A 15749-nucleotide genomic window follows, 5' to 3' on the forward strand; every position below is an offset into this window, starting at 1 on the left:
TTGGCGCGTCACTGAGCGCTGACCTCACGCCGGACACCAGCGGACAAACACCACCGCCTCCCGCCGAACGCCGGCCGGATGGGCCGGGTGGGGGCCCGGGCGGACCGGGTGGGGGCCCGGGCGCTGGGCGACGATCTGCCCGGCTGGGCACGCCTGGCACCGCCGTCGGCCGGGGGCGATCAGTCTGCCGTGCGGCTGTCCCGGTCCAGTTCGCCCTCCGCGTCGGCGAGGGCGTCGGCGTCGATGTGCTCGGCGAACTCGGCCGCCTCGGCGCTCTGCGCGGCGAGGGCGTCCTTCACCGCCCGGATCGCCACGCCGGGCGGGTAGCCCTTGCGGGCCAGCATCCCGACGAGGCGACGGAACACGGCGTCGGGCTCACCCCGGGCCGTACGCAGCTTCCGCTCCACCAGCGCCCGGGCGGTCTCCGCCTCGGTCTCCTCGTCCAGCTCGCCGAGCGCCTCGCTGGCTACCTCACCGTCGACGCCGCGCTGGCGCAGCTCGTTGGCGAGCGCCCGGCGGGCCAGCCCACGTCCCGCGTGCCGGCTCGACACCCAGGCACGGGCGAAGGCGGCGTCGTCGATGATGCCGACCTCGTCGTAGCGGTCGAGCACCTCCGCCGACACCTCGTCGGAGATGCCCCGCTTCGCCAGCGCGCCAGCCAGCTCGGCGCGGGTGCGCGGGCGGACGGCGAGCTGGCGGAGGCAGATCTCCCGGGCCACCTCGGCCTCGTCCCGTGGCGGGGAGGGCGCCTCCGGCTCGGCCTCGTCGGACCGGCCGCGTCGACCGCGGCGGGGTCGCGGCGGACCACCGGCGTCAGCCGCGCGGGGCGGGCTGGCATCCCAGCCTCGCCCCGTGCGGGCACGTCGACCTGCCACGGCTCAGATCAGAAGTCGACCGGCGGCAGCTCCGGGCCACCGGCCGCGTCGCTCACGCCGACCCCGACGCCGAGCTTCTCCAGGATCTTCTTCTCGATCTCGGCCGCCACGTCGGGGTTCTCCTTGAGGAACTCCCGGGCCTTCTCCTTGCCCTGGCCCAGCTGGTCACCCTCGTAGGTGTACCAGGCGCCGGACTTGCGAATGATCGCCTGCTCGACGCCGACATCGATCAGCGAACCCTCGCGCGAGATGCCCTTGCCGTACATGATGTCGAACTCGGCCTGCTTGAACGGCGCCGCGACCTTGTTCTTCACGACCTTGACCCGGGTCCGGTTGCCGACCACGTCGGTGCCGTCCTTGAGGCTCTCGATGCGCCGGACGTCGAGCCGGACCGAGGCGTAGAACTTCAGCGCCCGACCACCGGTGGTGGTCTCCGGGCTGTTGTGCACCATGACACCGTCGACGAAGTAGTTGTGGTTGCCCTCTACCTCGATGTCGAACCGGTTCATCGACCGGGTCTTCGGCTTGATGTGCACATCGATGATCCGAGCCGGAACCGGCGTCAGCTCGGCCGAGACGAACTGCGGCTCAATGCGACACTGGCCATGGAACCTCGGCAGGAGCTTCGACTCCATCGCTGCCGGCACATAGGGCGCGATCAGCTCATGGAAACGGGCCGATGCGGCGGTGGAGAAGATGATCGACGCCGTGCCACGGGAGCCTCGGGAAACCAGCTTCACATCCAGCCCGTAGGCGTCGCGCAGGTGCTCGGTCAGCCGGTCCCGACTCCCCTCGGCCATCGCCTCGACGCAGATCTCGATCCGCCCCGAACCGCCGGCCGTACGCTGCTGCACGCCCTTCGACCGAAGCGTGAAGCAACCGTCGTCCATGTACCACACGGCGAGCGCCAAGGGCGTGAGCGCCTTGAGGTAGTCCCAGCTGAGGTGCTTCTTACCGTCACCCAGGTAGACGGCTTGGCGCAGCTCGCCCAACTCGGGCAGCGGAGTGAAGTCGACGAACGTGGCGCCACGAGCGTCGGTGTGCCGCGAATGGTTGATGTTGCCGAGCAGGGAGACCTTCCAGTCGAGGTAGTCAACCTGCTGCGCGCCGTGCCCGAGACGGAGACGGACGCCGGAACGATCCTGGCGGTTCGGCGAGAGAGCGGCATCGCCCATCAGCGAGCCGAGCACGACCTGCCACTGCTGTTCGCTGAGCCGCCTCGGCTCCGCCAGCATGACGCGGTCACCGGCGACGAGTTCGCCGGCTTCCCGCCATCCCCCGGGCGTACGCACCAGGTGGTTGGCCGTGGCCGCGAACTGGGCCCGCCCGTTGCCGCCCGACTTGGCCACGGTGAACTGAAGGAACTCTTCCGCCGGGCCGTTGTTGAACCAGTTCACGATCCGCTTCGGCTCGACCCGGTCGGTCTCCGGGTTGTAGGAGAGAACCTCGACATCCATCCGCTGGTTGACGATCTTGCCGATCTTCTCCTGCGTGCCGTCGGCCAAGGTGACCCTGGTCGAGTACGACATGCACCCGAACATCACGCCGATCTTCTCGCGGAGCTGGTTGATGAAGATCGCCGTGGTGCCGGTGTGGTTGAGCACGCCGGTGATCTTCCGCAGCGCCTGGCTCATCAGCCGAGCCTGGAGACCCACGTGGCTGTCACCCATCTCGCCCTCGATCTCGGCGCGTGGCACCAGCGCGGCCACCGAGTCGATCACGATGATGTCGAGCGCGCCGGAGCGGACCAGCATGTCGGCGATCTCCAGCGCCTGCTCGCCGGTGTCCGGCTGGGAGACCAGCATCGCGTCGGTGTCGACGCCGAGGGCCTTCGCGTATTCCGGGTCGAGCGCGTGCTCGGCGTCGATGAAGGCGGCGATGCCACCGTTGCGCTGGGCGTTGGCCACCGCGTGCAGGGCGACCGTGGTCTTACCGCTGGACTCCGGGCCGTAGATCTCGACGACCCGGCCGCGCGGCAGACCGCCCACGCCGAGCGCCACGTCGAGCGCGATGGAGCCGGTCGGGATGATCGCGGTCTGGACGACCGGACGCTCCCCCAGGCGCATCACCGAGCCCTTGCCGAACTGCTTGTCGATCTGAGCGAGAGCAAGGTCGAGTGCCTTCTCCCGGTCAGGCCCTGCTGCCATGGTTGCCACCCCTGCCTTCGCCGGCGTCTTTGCTGAGCTTCGCGTCACGCGGACACGCTAGGCGCTGGGTCCGACAGAAAACCAGCCGACGGGCCGCGAGCTGTGGACGAGCACCCCGCTGTGGACAATAGCCGAACAGGTGTACGACTCGGCAAGCGACACGCGGATAGACCGAAAAGGCTGCTCAGCGTAGCCGCGCGGGCACCCGGTCGGGATAGGCGGCACAGACCGCCCGCCACACCACGTGCGTCTCCTCCCCCGCCGCGATGGCCTGTTCGATGGTCCGCCCGCCGAGCTGGGAGAGCACCTGGTCGGAGGCGATGCTGGCCGCGTAGCCGGGGCCGAACGCCTCCTCCAACCGGGTCCAGAAGTCGGTCAGCCGCACGTGATCATTCCTCCTCGTCCGGTGTCCCCGCCGACACCGGACGCAACGCTAGCGCCACCAGCGGCACCGTCGCGACCGCCGCGAGCAGGGTGAGAACCGGATAACCCGCCGCCCGCATGACAAACCCGCTGGCCGCGGCGGCCACCGCGCCGGCCAGCCCCATCGTCAGGTCCGAGAAGCCCTGCACGCTCGGTCGGACGTCCGACGGCACCGACTCGGACAGCAGCGTGGAGCCCGCCACCATGGTGCCGGACCAGCCCAGGCCGAGCAGGACCAGACCGACCGAGAGCCGGGGCGTGTGGTGCCCCGCGGTGCCGGCGACCGCGCACGCCGCGAGCAGCAGCGCGACCCCGGCGAGGATCACCGCGCGCCGGCCGAGCCGGTCGGTGAGCCAGCCCACCAGCGGCGAGAGCGCGTACATGCCGGCGATGTGCAGGCTCAGCACGACACCCACCACCCGCAGCACGTCGGCGTCGGAGTGCGACTCGCCGAGCCGCACCGGTGTCATCGACATGACCGCCACCATCACCACGTGGCCCACCGCCACGGCGACGATGCCGAGCCGGGCGGCCGGCAGGCCGCGTACGACCTGCCACGCCGCACGCATCCCCGCGCCGCGCCGGGCGGACCGGGCCGGCGGAGCGACGGCCTCGGCCGGTGGGCTGACGTCGGACCCGGCGGCCGCCGCGAGCCGGCGCGCGGTGAGCAGCGGGTCGGGCCGCAGCAGCACCAGGAGTACGCCGGCGGCGAGCACGAACGCCGCCGCGCTGAACGCGAACGGGCCGGCCAGCGGGGGCAGACCCCAGTCGCTGGTGGTGTGGTCGGCCAGCGCGGCGAAGTTCGGCGCGGCCACCGCCCCGATGGTGGTGGCCCAGACGATCAGCGAGAGCTGTCGGGCCCGCCGGGTCGGTTCGGCGAGGTCCACGGCGGCGTAGCGGGCCTGGAGGTTGGCGGCGGTGCCACCGCCGAAGAGCAGCATCCCGACGAACAGCAGCGGCACCCAGCGGTTGACCGTGGCGAGCACCACCAGCGCGGCGCCCACGGCACCGGCCAGGTACGCGACGGCCAGCCCCGGTCGCCGCCCGTGCCCGGTCATGATCCGGGTGACCGGAACCGCCAGCAGGGCCCCGCCCACCACGGCGGCGCTCTGCGCCAGACCGGCGACGGCGGTGCCGGCGACCCGGGCGGCGAGCAGCGCGCCCACCGAGATGCCGATGGTGACACCGATCCCGCCGATGATCTGGGTGCCGAAGAGCAGGCTCAGGGTGCGCCGCTGGATGGGCGCGACGTCCGGTGCGGCGACCGGCGTGGGCAGGACCGTGGCCATGGGGCGGCTCCGGCGGGAACGGGTGAGGAACGGGGAGGACCTGCCCATCCTCGCGCACCCGGCCCGTCCGGTGGCACCCGGTTTCGCCGCGGGCGCCGGCACCAGGCCCGTGTCGGCTACGCGGCGAGCGCGCGGGCGGCCACGGTGAGATCGGCGACCAGCCCCTCGTACGCGACCTCCTGGTTGTCGGCGCGCAGCACCGCCGAGGGGTGGATGGTGGCCAGCAGCCGGGCCTGCGGGACGTCGGCGGTCTTCCCGGCGCTGTCCACCGGCACCCGCTGGAAGTCCTCCGGGTGCTGGGCGGCGGCCGGCCAGGGCAGCAGCTCGCCCCGCTGCCTCGTGACCCGGAAGGCGGGGCCGAGCAGCGCCTTGGCGGCGGTGGCGCCGAGCACCACGATGACCTCCGGGTGCAGCCGGGCGAACTCCGCGACCAGCCACGGCCGGCAGGCGGTGATGTGCACCGCGTCCGGGGTCTGGTGGATGCGCCGCTTGCCGCGCAGCTCGAAACGGAAGTGCTTCACGGTGTTCGTCAGATAGATGTGCCTCGGGTCGAGGCCCGCGTCGTCGACCGCCCGGCGCAGCAGCCGACCGGCGGGCCCGACGAAGGGCAGCCCCTGCTGGTCCTCCATGTCGCCGGGCTGTTCACCGACGAAGACCAGCCGGGCGCTCTCGTCGCCGCGGCCGAACACCGTCTGCGTCGCGTCCCGGTAGAGCTCGCAGCCGCGGCAGCCACCGGCGGCGGCCCGCAGCTCGTCGAGGGTGTCGGCGTCGGGCGGGATGAACCGCTGGGCGCCGGGTGCGCTCTCGCTCTGCTGGGCCATGTCGACTGTTATATACGTCTTCGGGCGGCTGCGTCGGACCGCCGGCCGCCACTGGGCCGTCGCTCAGTACCCGCCGCCGCCTCCGCCCCCGCCGGACATCAGCGCAATGATCACGATGATGATCACGATCACCGCCACCGCGATCGCGATCCAGATGCCTCTCCTCGCCCCCGTGGACATGACCCACCTCCGACACCACGCATACCCACCCGGCACCCCACCAGACCTGTCCCGACCCACGGGTCAGGCGGTGAGGTGGGGTGGGGGCGCGGGGTGGAGGGCGCGGGTCAGGGCATCGGCCAGGGGCTCGATGTCGGCGTCCGCCAGGGGGCTGACGGTGATGCGCAGGCCGGGCGGCCCGGCGATGCGGTAGAGGGCGCCGGGCGCGACCGACCAGCCGGCGTCGCGCAGCGCGGTGACCGCGCTGGTCTCGTCGGGCACCGGCAGCCAGACGTTGATGCCGCTGCGGCCGCGCCCGACGAGCCCGCGCGTGGCCAGCGCCGCGAGCAGCGCCTGGCGCCGCCGGTCGTAGCTGTCGGCCGCGTGCGCGATCAGCTCGGTGACGCTCGGGTCGCGCCAGAGGGCCAGCACGAGCCGTTGCAGCACGGTGGACACCCAGCCGGCGCCGGCCCGGGCCCGGCCGGCGACCCGGGCCACCGTGGTCTCGTCGCCGGTCAGCACCGCCAGTCGCAGGTCGGGCCCGAAGGGTTTGCTGACCGAGCGGAGGAAGGCCCAGTGCGCGGTCGCCCCGGCCAGCGGGTGCAGCGGTACGCGGGCCAGTTCGGCGGCGTGGTCGTCCTCGACGAGGAGCAGGTCCGGCCGGCCGGCGAGGAGGTCCCGCAGCGCGGCGGCGCGGGCCGCGGTGAGCGCGGCGCCGGTGGGGTTCTGCGCGCGACTGGTCACGATGAGCGCCCGCGCACCGGCCGCCAGGGCCGCGGCCACGCCGGCGACGATCGGCCCCTCGTCGTCGACCGGTACGCCGATCGGGCGCAGCCCCAGGGCGGCGACCAGGTCGAGCAGGTTGGCCCAGCCCGGATCCTCCACGGCGACCGCGTCACCGGGGCTCAGGTGCGCGCCGAGCAGTCGCTCGATGCCGTCCAGCGCCCCGCCGGTGATGGTCAACTCCCCCGCCGGTACGCCGTCGGCGGCGAGCCGGGCCCGGGCCGCCTCGGCCAGCTCGGGCAGCACTCCGGCGCCCGAGTAGGTGATCGGTGCGCCGGCGTCGGCGGCGAGGGCGGCCAGGTGCGGGCCGAGCGGCGGCAGCAGGCGCGGGTCGGGTTCACCGGCGGAGAGGTCGCGCAGGCCGGGTGCGGGTGGCGGGCGCAGGGCACCGCGCCGGGCGGCGACCGGCGGGCGGGGCCGCACCCGGGTGCCGTGCCGCCCGGCGGTGGCGACCAACCCGCGTTGGCGTAGCTCCTGGTAGGCCCGCGCGACGGTGGCCGGGCTGACCGACAGCTCGGCGGCGAGAGCCCGGACCGGCGGCAGGGCCGTGCCCGGGGGCAGGGCGTCGGTGCGGATGCCGGACTCGATGCTGGCCGAAATCTCGACGGCCGTCGTCCCGGTGAGCTGATAGCGTGCTGACACAAATCGGAGATTGTACTAGAACAAAGGCGGTGGCGACATGCAACCCACCACGTTCCCCCGCACCCCGCGGACCACCGCGACGCGATCCCGCGACAAGATGAGCTACGACCGGGCCGCGGCCCACGCGATCCTCGACGAGGCGTACGACTGCGCGCTCGGGTTCACCGTGGACGGCGGGCCGCGGGTGCTGCCGACCCTGCACGTCCGCGTCGGCGACACCCTCTACCTGCACGGCTCCACCGGCAGCCGGCCGCTGCTCGCCGCCCGCGGCGACGGCCTGCCCGTCTGCGTGGCGGTCACCCTGCTCGACGGCCTGATCTACGGCCGGTCGCAGTTCCACCACAGCGCCAACTACCGCTCGGTGGTCGCCCACGGCACCGCCCACCTGGTCACCGACGAGCGGGAGAAGGCCGACGTGCTGACCGCCCTGGTGGAGAAGCTCGGCACCGGACGGGCCGCCGACAGCCGCCCGCCGAGCCGCCGCGAGCTGGCCGAGACCGCCGTGCTGGCCCTCCCGCTGCACGAGGTGTCGGTGCGGACGCGCGACGGCGGCGTACGCGACGAGGAGACCGACCTCGACCTGCCGCACTGGGCGGGCGTGCTGCCGCTGCGGCTGACCCCGGGCCGCCCCGAGCCGGCCCCGGGCGTGACCGCGCCCCTGCCGGCGTACCTGCGCCAGGCCCGGTCACCCTGGCACGAGCCGGTGGCGCTGCGCGGCGAGCACGTGCTGCTGGAGCCGCTCGACCTCGCGTACGCCCACGAACTGCACACCGCCACCGCCGACCCGGAGGTGTGGCGGCACCTGTGGCGTCCCCTGCCGACCGACGCCCCGGCCACGGCCGCGGTGATCGGCGAAGCGCTCGCCGCCCACCAGCGCGGCGAGCGGGTGCCCTGGGTGCAGCGCTGCGCGGTCACCGGCGCGGTGGTCGGCAGCACCTCCTGGTACGAGGTGGACCCGCAACGCCGGTCGGTGGCGATCGGCTACACGTTCCTCGGCCGGCCCTGGTGGCGCACGGGGATCAACACCGAGGCCAAGCTGCTCCTGCTCGGGCGGGCCTTCGACGACCTCGGCGCCGTGCGGGTGGTGTGGCACACCGACATCCGCAACACCCGCTCCCAGCGGGCCATCGAACGCCTCGGCGCCACCCGGGAAGGTGTGCTGCGGATGCACCGGCAACGCCCCGACGGCTCGTGGCGGGACACCGTCCAGTACGCGATGACCGTCGATGAGTGGCCGAACGCACAGGTCACGCTGCGGGAAAGACTTCGCCGGACGGCACCGGTGGGGCCATGATGTCCGACGTGCTGGGCATCACCGACCTCGGAACGTACGTGCTGGGCACCGTGGCGATCGTCCTGCTGCCCGGGCCCAACTCGCTCTTCGTCCTCTCCACCGCCGCCAAGCGTGGCGTGGGCGCCGGCTACCGGGCCGCCGGTGGCGTGTTCCTCGGCGACGGGGTGCTGATGTTCCTCTCCGCCGCCGGGGTGGCGTCGCTGCTCCAGGCGTACCCGCCGCTGTTCCTGGTGGTGAAGTACGCCGGCGCCGCGTACCTCGGCTATGTGGGGTTGACGATGCTGCGCGGTGCCTGGCGGCGCTGGCGCGACCGCAACGACCCAGCGGCGCCGCGCCTCATCGACGCCGCCGAGCCCACGGCGATGCGCAGCCCGTTCCGCAAGGCGCTGGTGATCAGCCTGCTCAACCCGAAGGCGATCCTCTTCTTCATCTCGTTCTTCATCCAGTTCGTCGACCCGAACTACGCCTGGCCGGCACTCTCCTTCGTGCTGCTCGGCCTGATCGCGCAGGTGACCAGCGCGCTCTACCTGACCGTGCTGATCTTCGCGGGCACGTTCCTGGCCGCCCAGTTCCGTCAGCGTCGCCGGCTCGCCGCCGGAGCGACCACCGGCGTGGCGGCCCTCTTCCTCGGCTTCAGCGTCAAGCTCGCCACCGCGAGCGTGTAAGCCGCGGTCCCGACCGGCCGGCGGCACAACTACCGGCCGGTCGGGACCGCGCTGACTCCGATCCGGGACGACCCGGCACCGCGCCGGACCCTCAGGTGCCGTCGCCGCCCCCGCCACCACCGCCGACCCCCGGCCCGCCGGCGGTGCCGCCCAGGCCGAACCCGGGCGGTACGGGCTCGTCCGGTGGCCGGCTGACGTGCGCGGACTCGGTGATCTGCGCCGACCAGTCGGCGTGCGCGGCGGCTGCCGCGTGCCGATTGATCGCCTCCCGGAGCCAACCGTCCACGGTGGCCACCCAGTCCCGCTGGTCGGCGCCCGTGTGCCAGACCCGGAACCGGCTGATGCTCTGATGGGTGACACCGGCCAGGGCCAGTCGGCGGTCCACCCAGAGGATCACCTCCAGCCCCGTCGAGTTGGCCACGAAGATCACCTCCAGCTCGGTCATCGGGCCGGCGTAGAGCGGGGCCGCCCAGTAGCCGAGCCGCTGGTGCAGCGGCAGCGTCTGCTCCACCCCGGGCAGCCGGGCGTCGACCAACCCGGCCTGGCGCATCGAGAAACCGAGCGTGTCCAACGCCGCCAGCACGTGCGCCTGGGTGGGCAGTGGATGCACGAAGACCGGCACCATGGCGCCCTGGTCCAGCCGCGGCTCGACCGCCACCTCCGTGCGCAGCGCCATCCGCAGGCTGAGCAGCGGCACCCCGCCGAAGATCGTCACCGGGGTCTCCCACGGCACGGGGAACTCGAACGGGATCGTCCGGCCCCGCCCGGCCCGCAGCACGAACGCCTCGGTCAGCGACGCGTCGTGGAACTGCACCAGGCGACGCGGTCCGGACGGGTCGTCCGGCTCGGCCGTCGTGACCAGGCCGAGCCGGACGTGCAACACCGGGACGTCCACCGAGCCGGCGGTGACCGTCACCCGGCCGGGCAGTGCCAGCCCCGGCCGGGTGCTCGGATTCGCCAGGGCCGTACGCACGGTCAGGCCCGTCCAGCCCGACTCCGGCGACACCCCCGTGACCCGCACCGGCACCCCTCCGTCCGCCCGCCCGACCTCAACTGTGGCGGACGGTACCGGGGGTTCACCCCGGTTCGCGGAAAGCCGCCGGCGCGGCCTCGGTCAGCGCATCCGCCGCCCGCGGGGCACCGTGTCGGTCTCGTCGTCGAACTCGCCGATGACCTCCTCAAGGAGGTCCTCCAGCGCCACGAAACCGATCGGCCGGGCCGGGCCGCCACCGTTGCGCACCAGCGCGAGCTGCGACTGCCGGGCCCGCATGGCGGCCACCGCCTCGGTCACCGACGCCGCCGCGGGCAGGGTGAACGCGGTGCTCATCAGGTCGCCCGCGGTGGCCGTCTGGGCCGTGGTGACCGCCCGCACCGCCTCCCGTACGTGCACCAGACCGCAGACGTTGCCGGCCGCGTCGAGCACGGCGAGCCGGGACCGGCCGCTGTCGCGGCTGACCTGCTCGATGTGCTCGGCCGTGTCGTCCCGCCGAACCGTCACCATCGTCGAGAACGGCTCCATCACCTGGGCCACGGTCGTGCCCTGCAACTGCAGCATGCTGGTCAGCAGCTGGTGCTGCTCGGCACCGAGCAGGCCGTGCTCGCGGGACTGCTCCAGCAGCATCCGCAGCTCGTCCGGCCCGTGCACCTGGGCCAGCTGGTCCTGCGGGTTGACCCGGGCCAGCCGCAGGATCGCGTTGGCCAGGGCGTTGAGCGCCGAGAGCACCGGCCGGGCCACCCGCGCGAACGCGCGGAACGGCAGGGCGAGCAGCATCGCGGAACGCTCCGCGTCGGTGATCGCCCAGGACTTCGGCGCCATCTCACCGATCACCAGGTGCAGGAAGGTGACCAGCCCCAGCGCGAAGACCAGCGCGACCGCGTGGCTCGCCGCGTCCGGCAGACCCACCGCGTGCAGCACCGGGCTGACCAGGTGCTCGATCGCCGGCTCGGCGAGCGCACCGAGGCCCAGCGTGCACAGGGTGATGCCGAGCTGCGCGCCGGCGAGCATGAGCGACAGCTCACGGACGCCGTCCAGGGCGGCCCGCGCGGCGCGACCGCCGCCGGCCGCGGCCTGCTCCAGGCGGTACCGCTTGCTGGCGACCAGGGCGAACTCGGCGGCCACGAAGAAGCCGTTCAGCGCGAGCAGCGCCACCGAGGTGAGCAGTGCGATGCCGGGACTCATCGGAACCGTCCTTCGTTCGCGACTGCGGGGCTCGCAAGCTCACTCCTCGCGCTCACGCTGAGCCGTCCTTCGTTCGCGACTGCGGGGCTCGCAAGCTCACTCCTCGCGCTCACGCTGACACCTCCGGGCGCTGGCCCGGCTCGGTCACCCGCAGCCGTACGGAGTCGGCCACGTGCCGGTCGACGGCGAGCACCTCGACCAGGGCTCGGCGGTCCACCTCGCCGTCCTCGCCGTCCGCCAACAGGTTGATCTCCAGCCGGTCCCCCACCTCGGGCACCCGGCCCAGCTCACGCATGACGAGGCCGGAGAGCGTGTCGTACTCGGGGGCCTCGGGCAGCGTGATGCCCGTGCTGTCGGCCACCTCGTCGATCCGCCAACGGGCCGGCACCACCCAGGAACCGTCGTCCTGCCGGGCCGGCGCCCGCTCCGGCGGGTCGTCCTCGTCCCGGATCGGGCCGACCAACTCCTCGGCGATGTCCTCCAGCGTGATCACGCCGGCGAACCCGCCGTACTCGTCAACCACGCAGGCGAGCTGGCGGTGGCCGGACCGGAGCCGGTCCAGCACCGTCGGCAGCGGCAGGGTCTCGGGCACCAGCAGCGGCGGTACGGCGATCGCGCGTACCGGGGTGGTGGCGCGCTGTCGGGGGTGCACCCCGAGCACGTCGGCGATGCCGACGACGCCGACCAGGTCGTCCACGCCCTCCGCACCGCGTACGGGGAAGCGGGAGTGGCCGGTGTCGAGCAGTTCGACGACGCGGCTGACCGGCTCGTCGGCGCGTACGGTGTGCACGTCGACGCGCGGCACCATCGCCTCGCCGGCGGTCAGCTCACGGAAGTCGAGCCCCCGGTCCAGCAGGTTGGACATCTCCGCGTCCAGGTGCCCCTCCTGGCGGGACTCGGCGATGATCTGCTCCAGGTCCTCCGGGGTGGCGCCGCTGGGCAGCTCCTCGATCGGCTCGATGCCGACCCGGCGCAGCAGCCGTACGGCGGCGCGGTCGAAGAGGCGGACCGCCGGGCCCGCCACCCGCAGGTACATCAAGGTGGAGCGGGACAGCGCCCGGGCCACCGGTTCGGCGCGGGCGATGGCCATGTTCTTCGGGGCCAGCTCACCGAGCACCATCTGCACGACGGTGGCGATGATCAGAGCCAGGGCGACGGAGAGCGGAAGGCTCAGCGACTCGGCGACCCCGGCCAGGCCGAGCAGGTCGGCGAGGCCGGCGCCCAGGTAGGGCTCGGCGACGTAACCGACGAGCAGGGCGGTGACGGTGATACCGAGCTGGGCTCCCGAGAGCATGAAGGAGAGCCGGCCGGTCACTTCGAGCGCACGGGCGGCGGCCTGGTCGCCGTCGTCGGCGAGCTGGCGCAGCTTGCCCCGGTCGACGGCGACGTAACCGAACTCCTGAGCCACGAAGTAGCCGGTGGCGGCGGTGAGAACGATGATCAGGACAAGGCCGAGGACGATCAACACGGGAGGCTCAGGGCTCCCCGGTACGGCGTCGGGGCCAGAGGATGCCGGGCACGACCCGGCTGGCTACTGCTGCCCTCCTGGGCAGAAGAGTCGATCATGCCGCCATTTTATCGGCGTCCGCTGTACGTCCGCTGAGGGTGGGACGAAGGCGTCCGGTGTCCGTTTCCGACCCGGCCCCGGCCGTCGCCGCCGGCCGGCTCGGCGTCGACGCGCCCGCCCGCCCGGCGTCGGCACCCGGCCAACTCGGCGTCAACGCTCGGGCCTGCCCGGCGTCAACGCCCGGCCAGCTCGTCGGTGTCGAGCAGGGAGCGGTCGACCCGGCCGGACCGGTACGCCGCGCGACCGATCATCTGCGCCGCCACCGGGGCCGTCGCCAGCTGGAACAACGCCACCAGCGCCACCATCCCGACGTCCGCCGGGGAGCGCAGGCGCAGCGCGACGCCGGCGAGCAGGAGCAGCACTCCGAGCGTCTGCGGCTTGGTGGCGGCGTGCATCCGGTCCAGCACGTCGGGGAAGCGCAGCACCCCGATGCCGGCGGCCAGGGCCAGCACCGCGCCGGCCAGCACGAACAGGCCACCCACCCAGTCGGCGATCGTACCCAGCATCACTGGTCCTCGCGTGCGGCGAACCGGACCAGCGAGACCGAGCCGATGAACCCCAGCAGCGAGAGCACCACCAGCACCGGCAGTGTGGTGGCGTGTCCGTTGACGGCGGCCTCCGCCCCGACCGCGCCGATCATGGTGGCGAGCAGCATGTCGGCGGCGACCACCCGGTCCAGCAGCGACGGCCCCCGGTAGAGCCGGGCCAGCGCGAGGAGCGCGGTCACCGAGAGCAGGCCGGTGAGCGCGACGGCGAGGAACGTGTTCACGGACGGTTCTCCTTCGGGACGGGGTCGGTCTCCACCTGGCGCAGCTCCGCGGCCGAGCCGATGGCGCGGACGATCCGCCGCTCGATCTCCAGGACACGCGCCCGGTTCTCGGCCAGGTCCTGCGGCCGGCGCACGTCCAGCACGTGCACGTAGAGGACGGCGTTGTCCCGGTCCACCTCGAGGATCAGCGTGCCGGGCACCAGCGACACCGCCTCGGCGGTGAGCGCCATGTTCAGGTCCGTACGCACCCGCAGCGGGACCGCGATGATGCCGCCGCGCGGCCGATAGCCGGGCTGCACCGCGATGCGGGCGACGTGGATGCTGGCGGCCACCAGCTCGACGATGAACCGGCCCACGAACGCCAGCAGCCAGCGCGGGCGCACCCGACCGCCGAAGGTGACCGGTGGCAGGGGGAAGAACACCAGCACCGCCCCGCCCACCAGCAGGCCGGCGGCCAGGTTGCCCCAGGTGAACTCGCCCCAGAGCAGATTCCAGACCAGCACCAGCCAGCCCAGCGCCAGGAACTGGTCGCGCCAGCGGCCCACCCGGACGCGGGGCGGCCGCGCCGGCTCGTCGGAGTGCGGTTCGGTGCTCACCACGGTCCGTCCTCGGGCAGGACGGCCCGCAGGTACGGGGTGCGGTCGCGCAGGTCGGTGGCGGCGTCGGCGGTGACGTCGAAGAGCGGACCGGCGACGACGGTCAGCGCCAACCCGAACACGACGAGCGCGACCGTCGCGCCGACCATCAGCCCGGGCAGCCGGACCGCCGGTTCGTCGGTGGCGATCTGCGGGGCGCGCCAGAAGGCGATGTTCCACACCCGGGAGGCCACGTAGAGGGTGAGGAGGCTGGTCACCGTGCCGGCCGCGACCAGCGCGCCGGGCAGCGCGCCACCGGCGGCGACACCGGCCTGGAGCAGCCCGAGCTTGCCGAGGAAGCCGGAGAACGGGGGTACGCCGGCCAGGTTCATCGCGGGCACGAAGAAGAGCACGCCGAGCAGCGGGGCCATCCGGGCCAGCCCGCCGAGCCGGCGCAGGTCGGTGCTGCCGGACCGCTCCTCGATCAGGCCGGCGACGAGGAACAGCGTCGTCTGGATGGTGATGTGGTGCACCACGTAGAAGATCGCGCCGGAGAGCCCGGCCACGGTGCTCAGTCCGACCCCGAAGATCATGTAGCCGATGTGGCTGACCAGGGTGAACGAGAACACCCGCTTGAGGTCGGACTGCGCCACCGCACCGAGGATGCCGACCAGCATCGTCAGCCCGGCCACCACCATCAGCAGGGTGCCCACCTCCCCGTCGGGGAAGAGCAGCGTCTCGGTGCGGATGACGGCGTACACGCCCACCTTGGTGAGCAGGCCGGCGAAGACCGCGGTGACCGGTGCCGGCGCCGTCGGGTAGCTGTCCGGCAGCCAGGCGGAGAGCGGGAACACCGCCGCCTTCACGCCGAAGGCGAGGAGCAGCATCAGCTGCAACGTCAGGCGGACGCCGTCCGGCAGCGCGTCCAGCCGCCGCGCGAGCTGGGCCAGGTTGAGCGTGCCGGTGGCCGCGTACACCAGGCCGACGGCCGCCAGGAAGACCATCGAGGAGAGGATGCTCACCACCACGTACGTCGACCCGGTGCGGATCCGGGCCTGCGTCCCGCCGAGGGTGATCAGCACGAAGCTCGCGGCGAGCAGGATCTCGAAGCCGACGAAGAGGTTGAACAGGTCCCCCGCCAGGAACGCGTTCGTGACGCCGGCGGTCAGCACCAGGTAGGTCGGGTGGTAGATGGTCACCGGGGCGGTCTCGCCGGTCTCCCCCCGCCCCTGACCGATCGAGTAGAGCAGCACGCACAGGGTCACCGCCGCCGAGACCACCAGCATCAGCGCGGCGAGCTGGTCGGCGACCAGCACGATGCCGACCGGGGCGGGCCAGCCGCCGATCGCCAGCACCACCGGCCCGTGCCGGTACGCCTCGACGAGCAGCGCCCCGGCGACCGCGAGGGTGGTGGTCAGCCCGACGACGCTGATGGTCCGCTGCACCCCGGGCCACCGGCCGAGCACCAGGGTGAGGGCCGCGCCGAGCAGCGGCACCACCACCGGCAACGGCAGCAGCCGGTTCACCGGGGGCCCCCGTCCCGGCGACGTCGTCCGTACGC

General features: G+C 73.2%; 15 protein-coding genes and 2 pseudogenes. 2 read left to right on the forward strand and 15 right to left on the reverse strand.

From position 1 onward, the window contains the following. Positions 1–179: 179 nt before the first annotated feature. From ACIBTV_RS09655 to ACIBTV_RS09690, 8 genes and pseudogenes are all read right to left on the reverse strand, one after another. Entirely contained in the window at positions 180–875 is a 696-nt protein-coding gene (locus ACIBTV_RS09655) for a regulatory protein RecX (protein WP_396703588.1), read from the reverse strand. Positions 876–883: 8 nt separating this feature from the next. Beyond that, entirely contained in the window at positions 884–1384 is a 501-nt protein-coding gene (locus ACIBTV_RS09660) for a hypothetical protein (protein ID WP_396703769.1), read from the reverse strand. 171 nt (positions 1385–1555) lie between these two features. Continuing rightward, a pseudogene (locus ACIBTV_RS09665) lies at positions 1556–2110 on the reverse strand (LAGLIDADG endonuclease); the annotation flags it as partial. Between the two features lie 60 nt (positions 2111–2170). Beyond that, positions 2171–3022, reverse strand: a pseudogene (gene recA, locus ACIBTV_RS09670) (recombinase RecA); the annotation flags it as partial. A gap of 184 nt (positions 3023–3206) precedes the next feature. Further along, on the reverse strand, positions 3207–3407 hold the full coding sequence (locus tag ACIBTV_RS09675; RefSeq protein ID WP_091590778.1) for a DUF3046 domain-containing protein: 201 nt from the start codon (positions 3405–3407) through the stop codon (positions 3207–3209). Between the two features lie 4 nt (positions 3408–3411). After that, positions 3412–4734, reverse strand: a complete 1323-nt coding sequence (locus ACIBTV_RS09680) for an MFS transporter (protein ID WP_396703589.1) — start codon at positions 4732–4734, stop codon at positions 3412–3414. Positions 4735–4850: 116 nt separating this feature from the next. Then, positions 4851–5555: a UdgX family uracil-DNA binding protein gene (locus tag ACIBTV_RS09685; protein WP_396703590.1), complete on the reverse strand. Its 705-nt coding sequence runs from the start codon at positions 5553–5555 to the stop codon at positions 4851–4853. A gap of 243 nt (positions 5556–5798) precedes the next feature. Beyond that, positions 5799–7139: an aminotransferase class I/II-fold pyridoxal phosphate-dependent enzyme gene (locus ACIBTV_RS09690; protein WP_396703591.1), complete on the reverse strand. Its 1341-nt coding sequence runs from the start codon at positions 7137–7139 to the stop codon at positions 5799–5801. A gap of 37 nt (positions 7140–7176) precedes the next feature. On the opposite strand from ACIBTV_RS09690, the gene ACIBTV_RS09695 reads away from it, so the two are divergent. After that, positions 7177–8433: a bifunctional pyridoxamine 5'-phosphate oxidase family protein/GNAT family N-acetyltransferase gene (locus ACIBTV_RS09695; protein ID WP_396703592.1), complete on the forward strand. Its 1257-nt coding sequence runs from the start codon at positions 7177–7179 to the stop codon at positions 8431–8433. Continuing rightward, on the forward strand, positions 8430–9098 hold the full coding sequence (gene leuE / locus ACIBTV_RS09700; RefSeq protein WP_396703593.1) for a leucine efflux protein LeuE: 669 nt from the start codon (positions 8430–8432) through the stop codon (positions 9096–9098). The genes ACIBTV_RS09695 and leuE overlap by 4 nt, the downstream gene beginning before the upstream one ends. Before the next feature lie 91 nt (positions 9099–9189). On the opposite strand, the gene ACIBTV_RS09705 is transcribed toward leuE, so the two are convergent. The 7 genes from ACIBTV_RS09705 to ACIBTV_RS09735 all read right to left on the reverse strand — a co-directional run bounded on the left by ACIBTV_RS09705 (position 9190) and on the right by ACIBTV_RS09735 (position 15714). Beyond that, the gene (locus ACIBTV_RS09705) at positions 9190–10119 is read right to left on the reverse strand and encodes a sporulation protein (RefSeq protein WP_396703594.1); all 930 of its coding nucleotides are present in this window, start codon (positions 10117–10119) and stop codon (positions 9190–9192) included. 93 nt (positions 10120–10212) lie between these two features. Continuing rightward, positions 10213–11277, reverse strand: coding sequence for a hemolysin family protein (locus ACIBTV_RS09710; RefSeq protein ID WP_396703595.1), 1065 nt, complete (start codon positions 11275–11277; stop codon positions 10213–10215). 109 nt (positions 11278–11386) lie between these two features. After that, positions 11387–12745 carry a hemolysin family protein gene (locus ACIBTV_RS09715; RefSeq protein WP_396703596.1) on the reverse strand — a complete coding sequence of 453 codons (1359 nt, stop codon included), beginning with the start codon at positions 12743–12745 and terminating at the stop codon, positions 11387–11389. A gap of 272 nt (positions 12746–13017) precedes the next feature. Further along, positions 13018–13350 (reverse strand): monovalent cation/H(+) antiporter subunit G, encoded by a 333-nt coding sequence (gene mnhG, locus ACIBTV_RS09720; RefSeq protein WP_396703597.1) that lies wholly within the window; start codon positions 13348–13350, stop codon positions 13018–13020. Next, the gene (locus ACIBTV_RS09725; protein WP_396703598.1) at positions 13350–13613 is read right to left on the reverse strand and encodes a monovalent cation/H+ antiporter complex subunit F; all 264 of its coding nucleotides are present in this window, start codon (positions 13611–13613) and stop codon (positions 13350–13352) included. Before ACIBTV_RS09725 ends, mnhG begins: the two co-directional genes overlap by 1 nt. After that, a complete protein-coding gene (locus ACIBTV_RS09730) occupies positions 13610–14209 on the reverse strand; it encodes a Na+/H+ antiporter subunit E (protein ID WP_396703599.1) in 600 nt (199 codons plus the stop codon). The genes ACIBTV_RS09725 and ACIBTV_RS09730 overlap by 4 nt, the downstream gene beginning before the upstream one ends. Further along, positions 14206–15714 carry a Na+/H+ antiporter subunit D gene (locus ACIBTV_RS09735; RefSeq protein WP_396703600.1) on the reverse strand — a complete coding sequence of 503 codons (1509 nt, stop codon included), beginning with the start codon at positions 15712–15714 and terminating at the stop codon, positions 14206–14208. Before ACIBTV_RS09735 ends, ACIBTV_RS09730 begins: the two co-directional genes overlap by 4 nt. Positions 15715–15749 lie beyond the last annotated feature (35 nt).

Origin of the sequence: Micromonospora sp. NPDC049366, assembly GCF_044466625.1 — a bacterium.
Lineage (GTDB): Bacteria > Actinomycetota > Actinomycetes > Mycobacteriales > Micromonosporaceae > Micromonospora.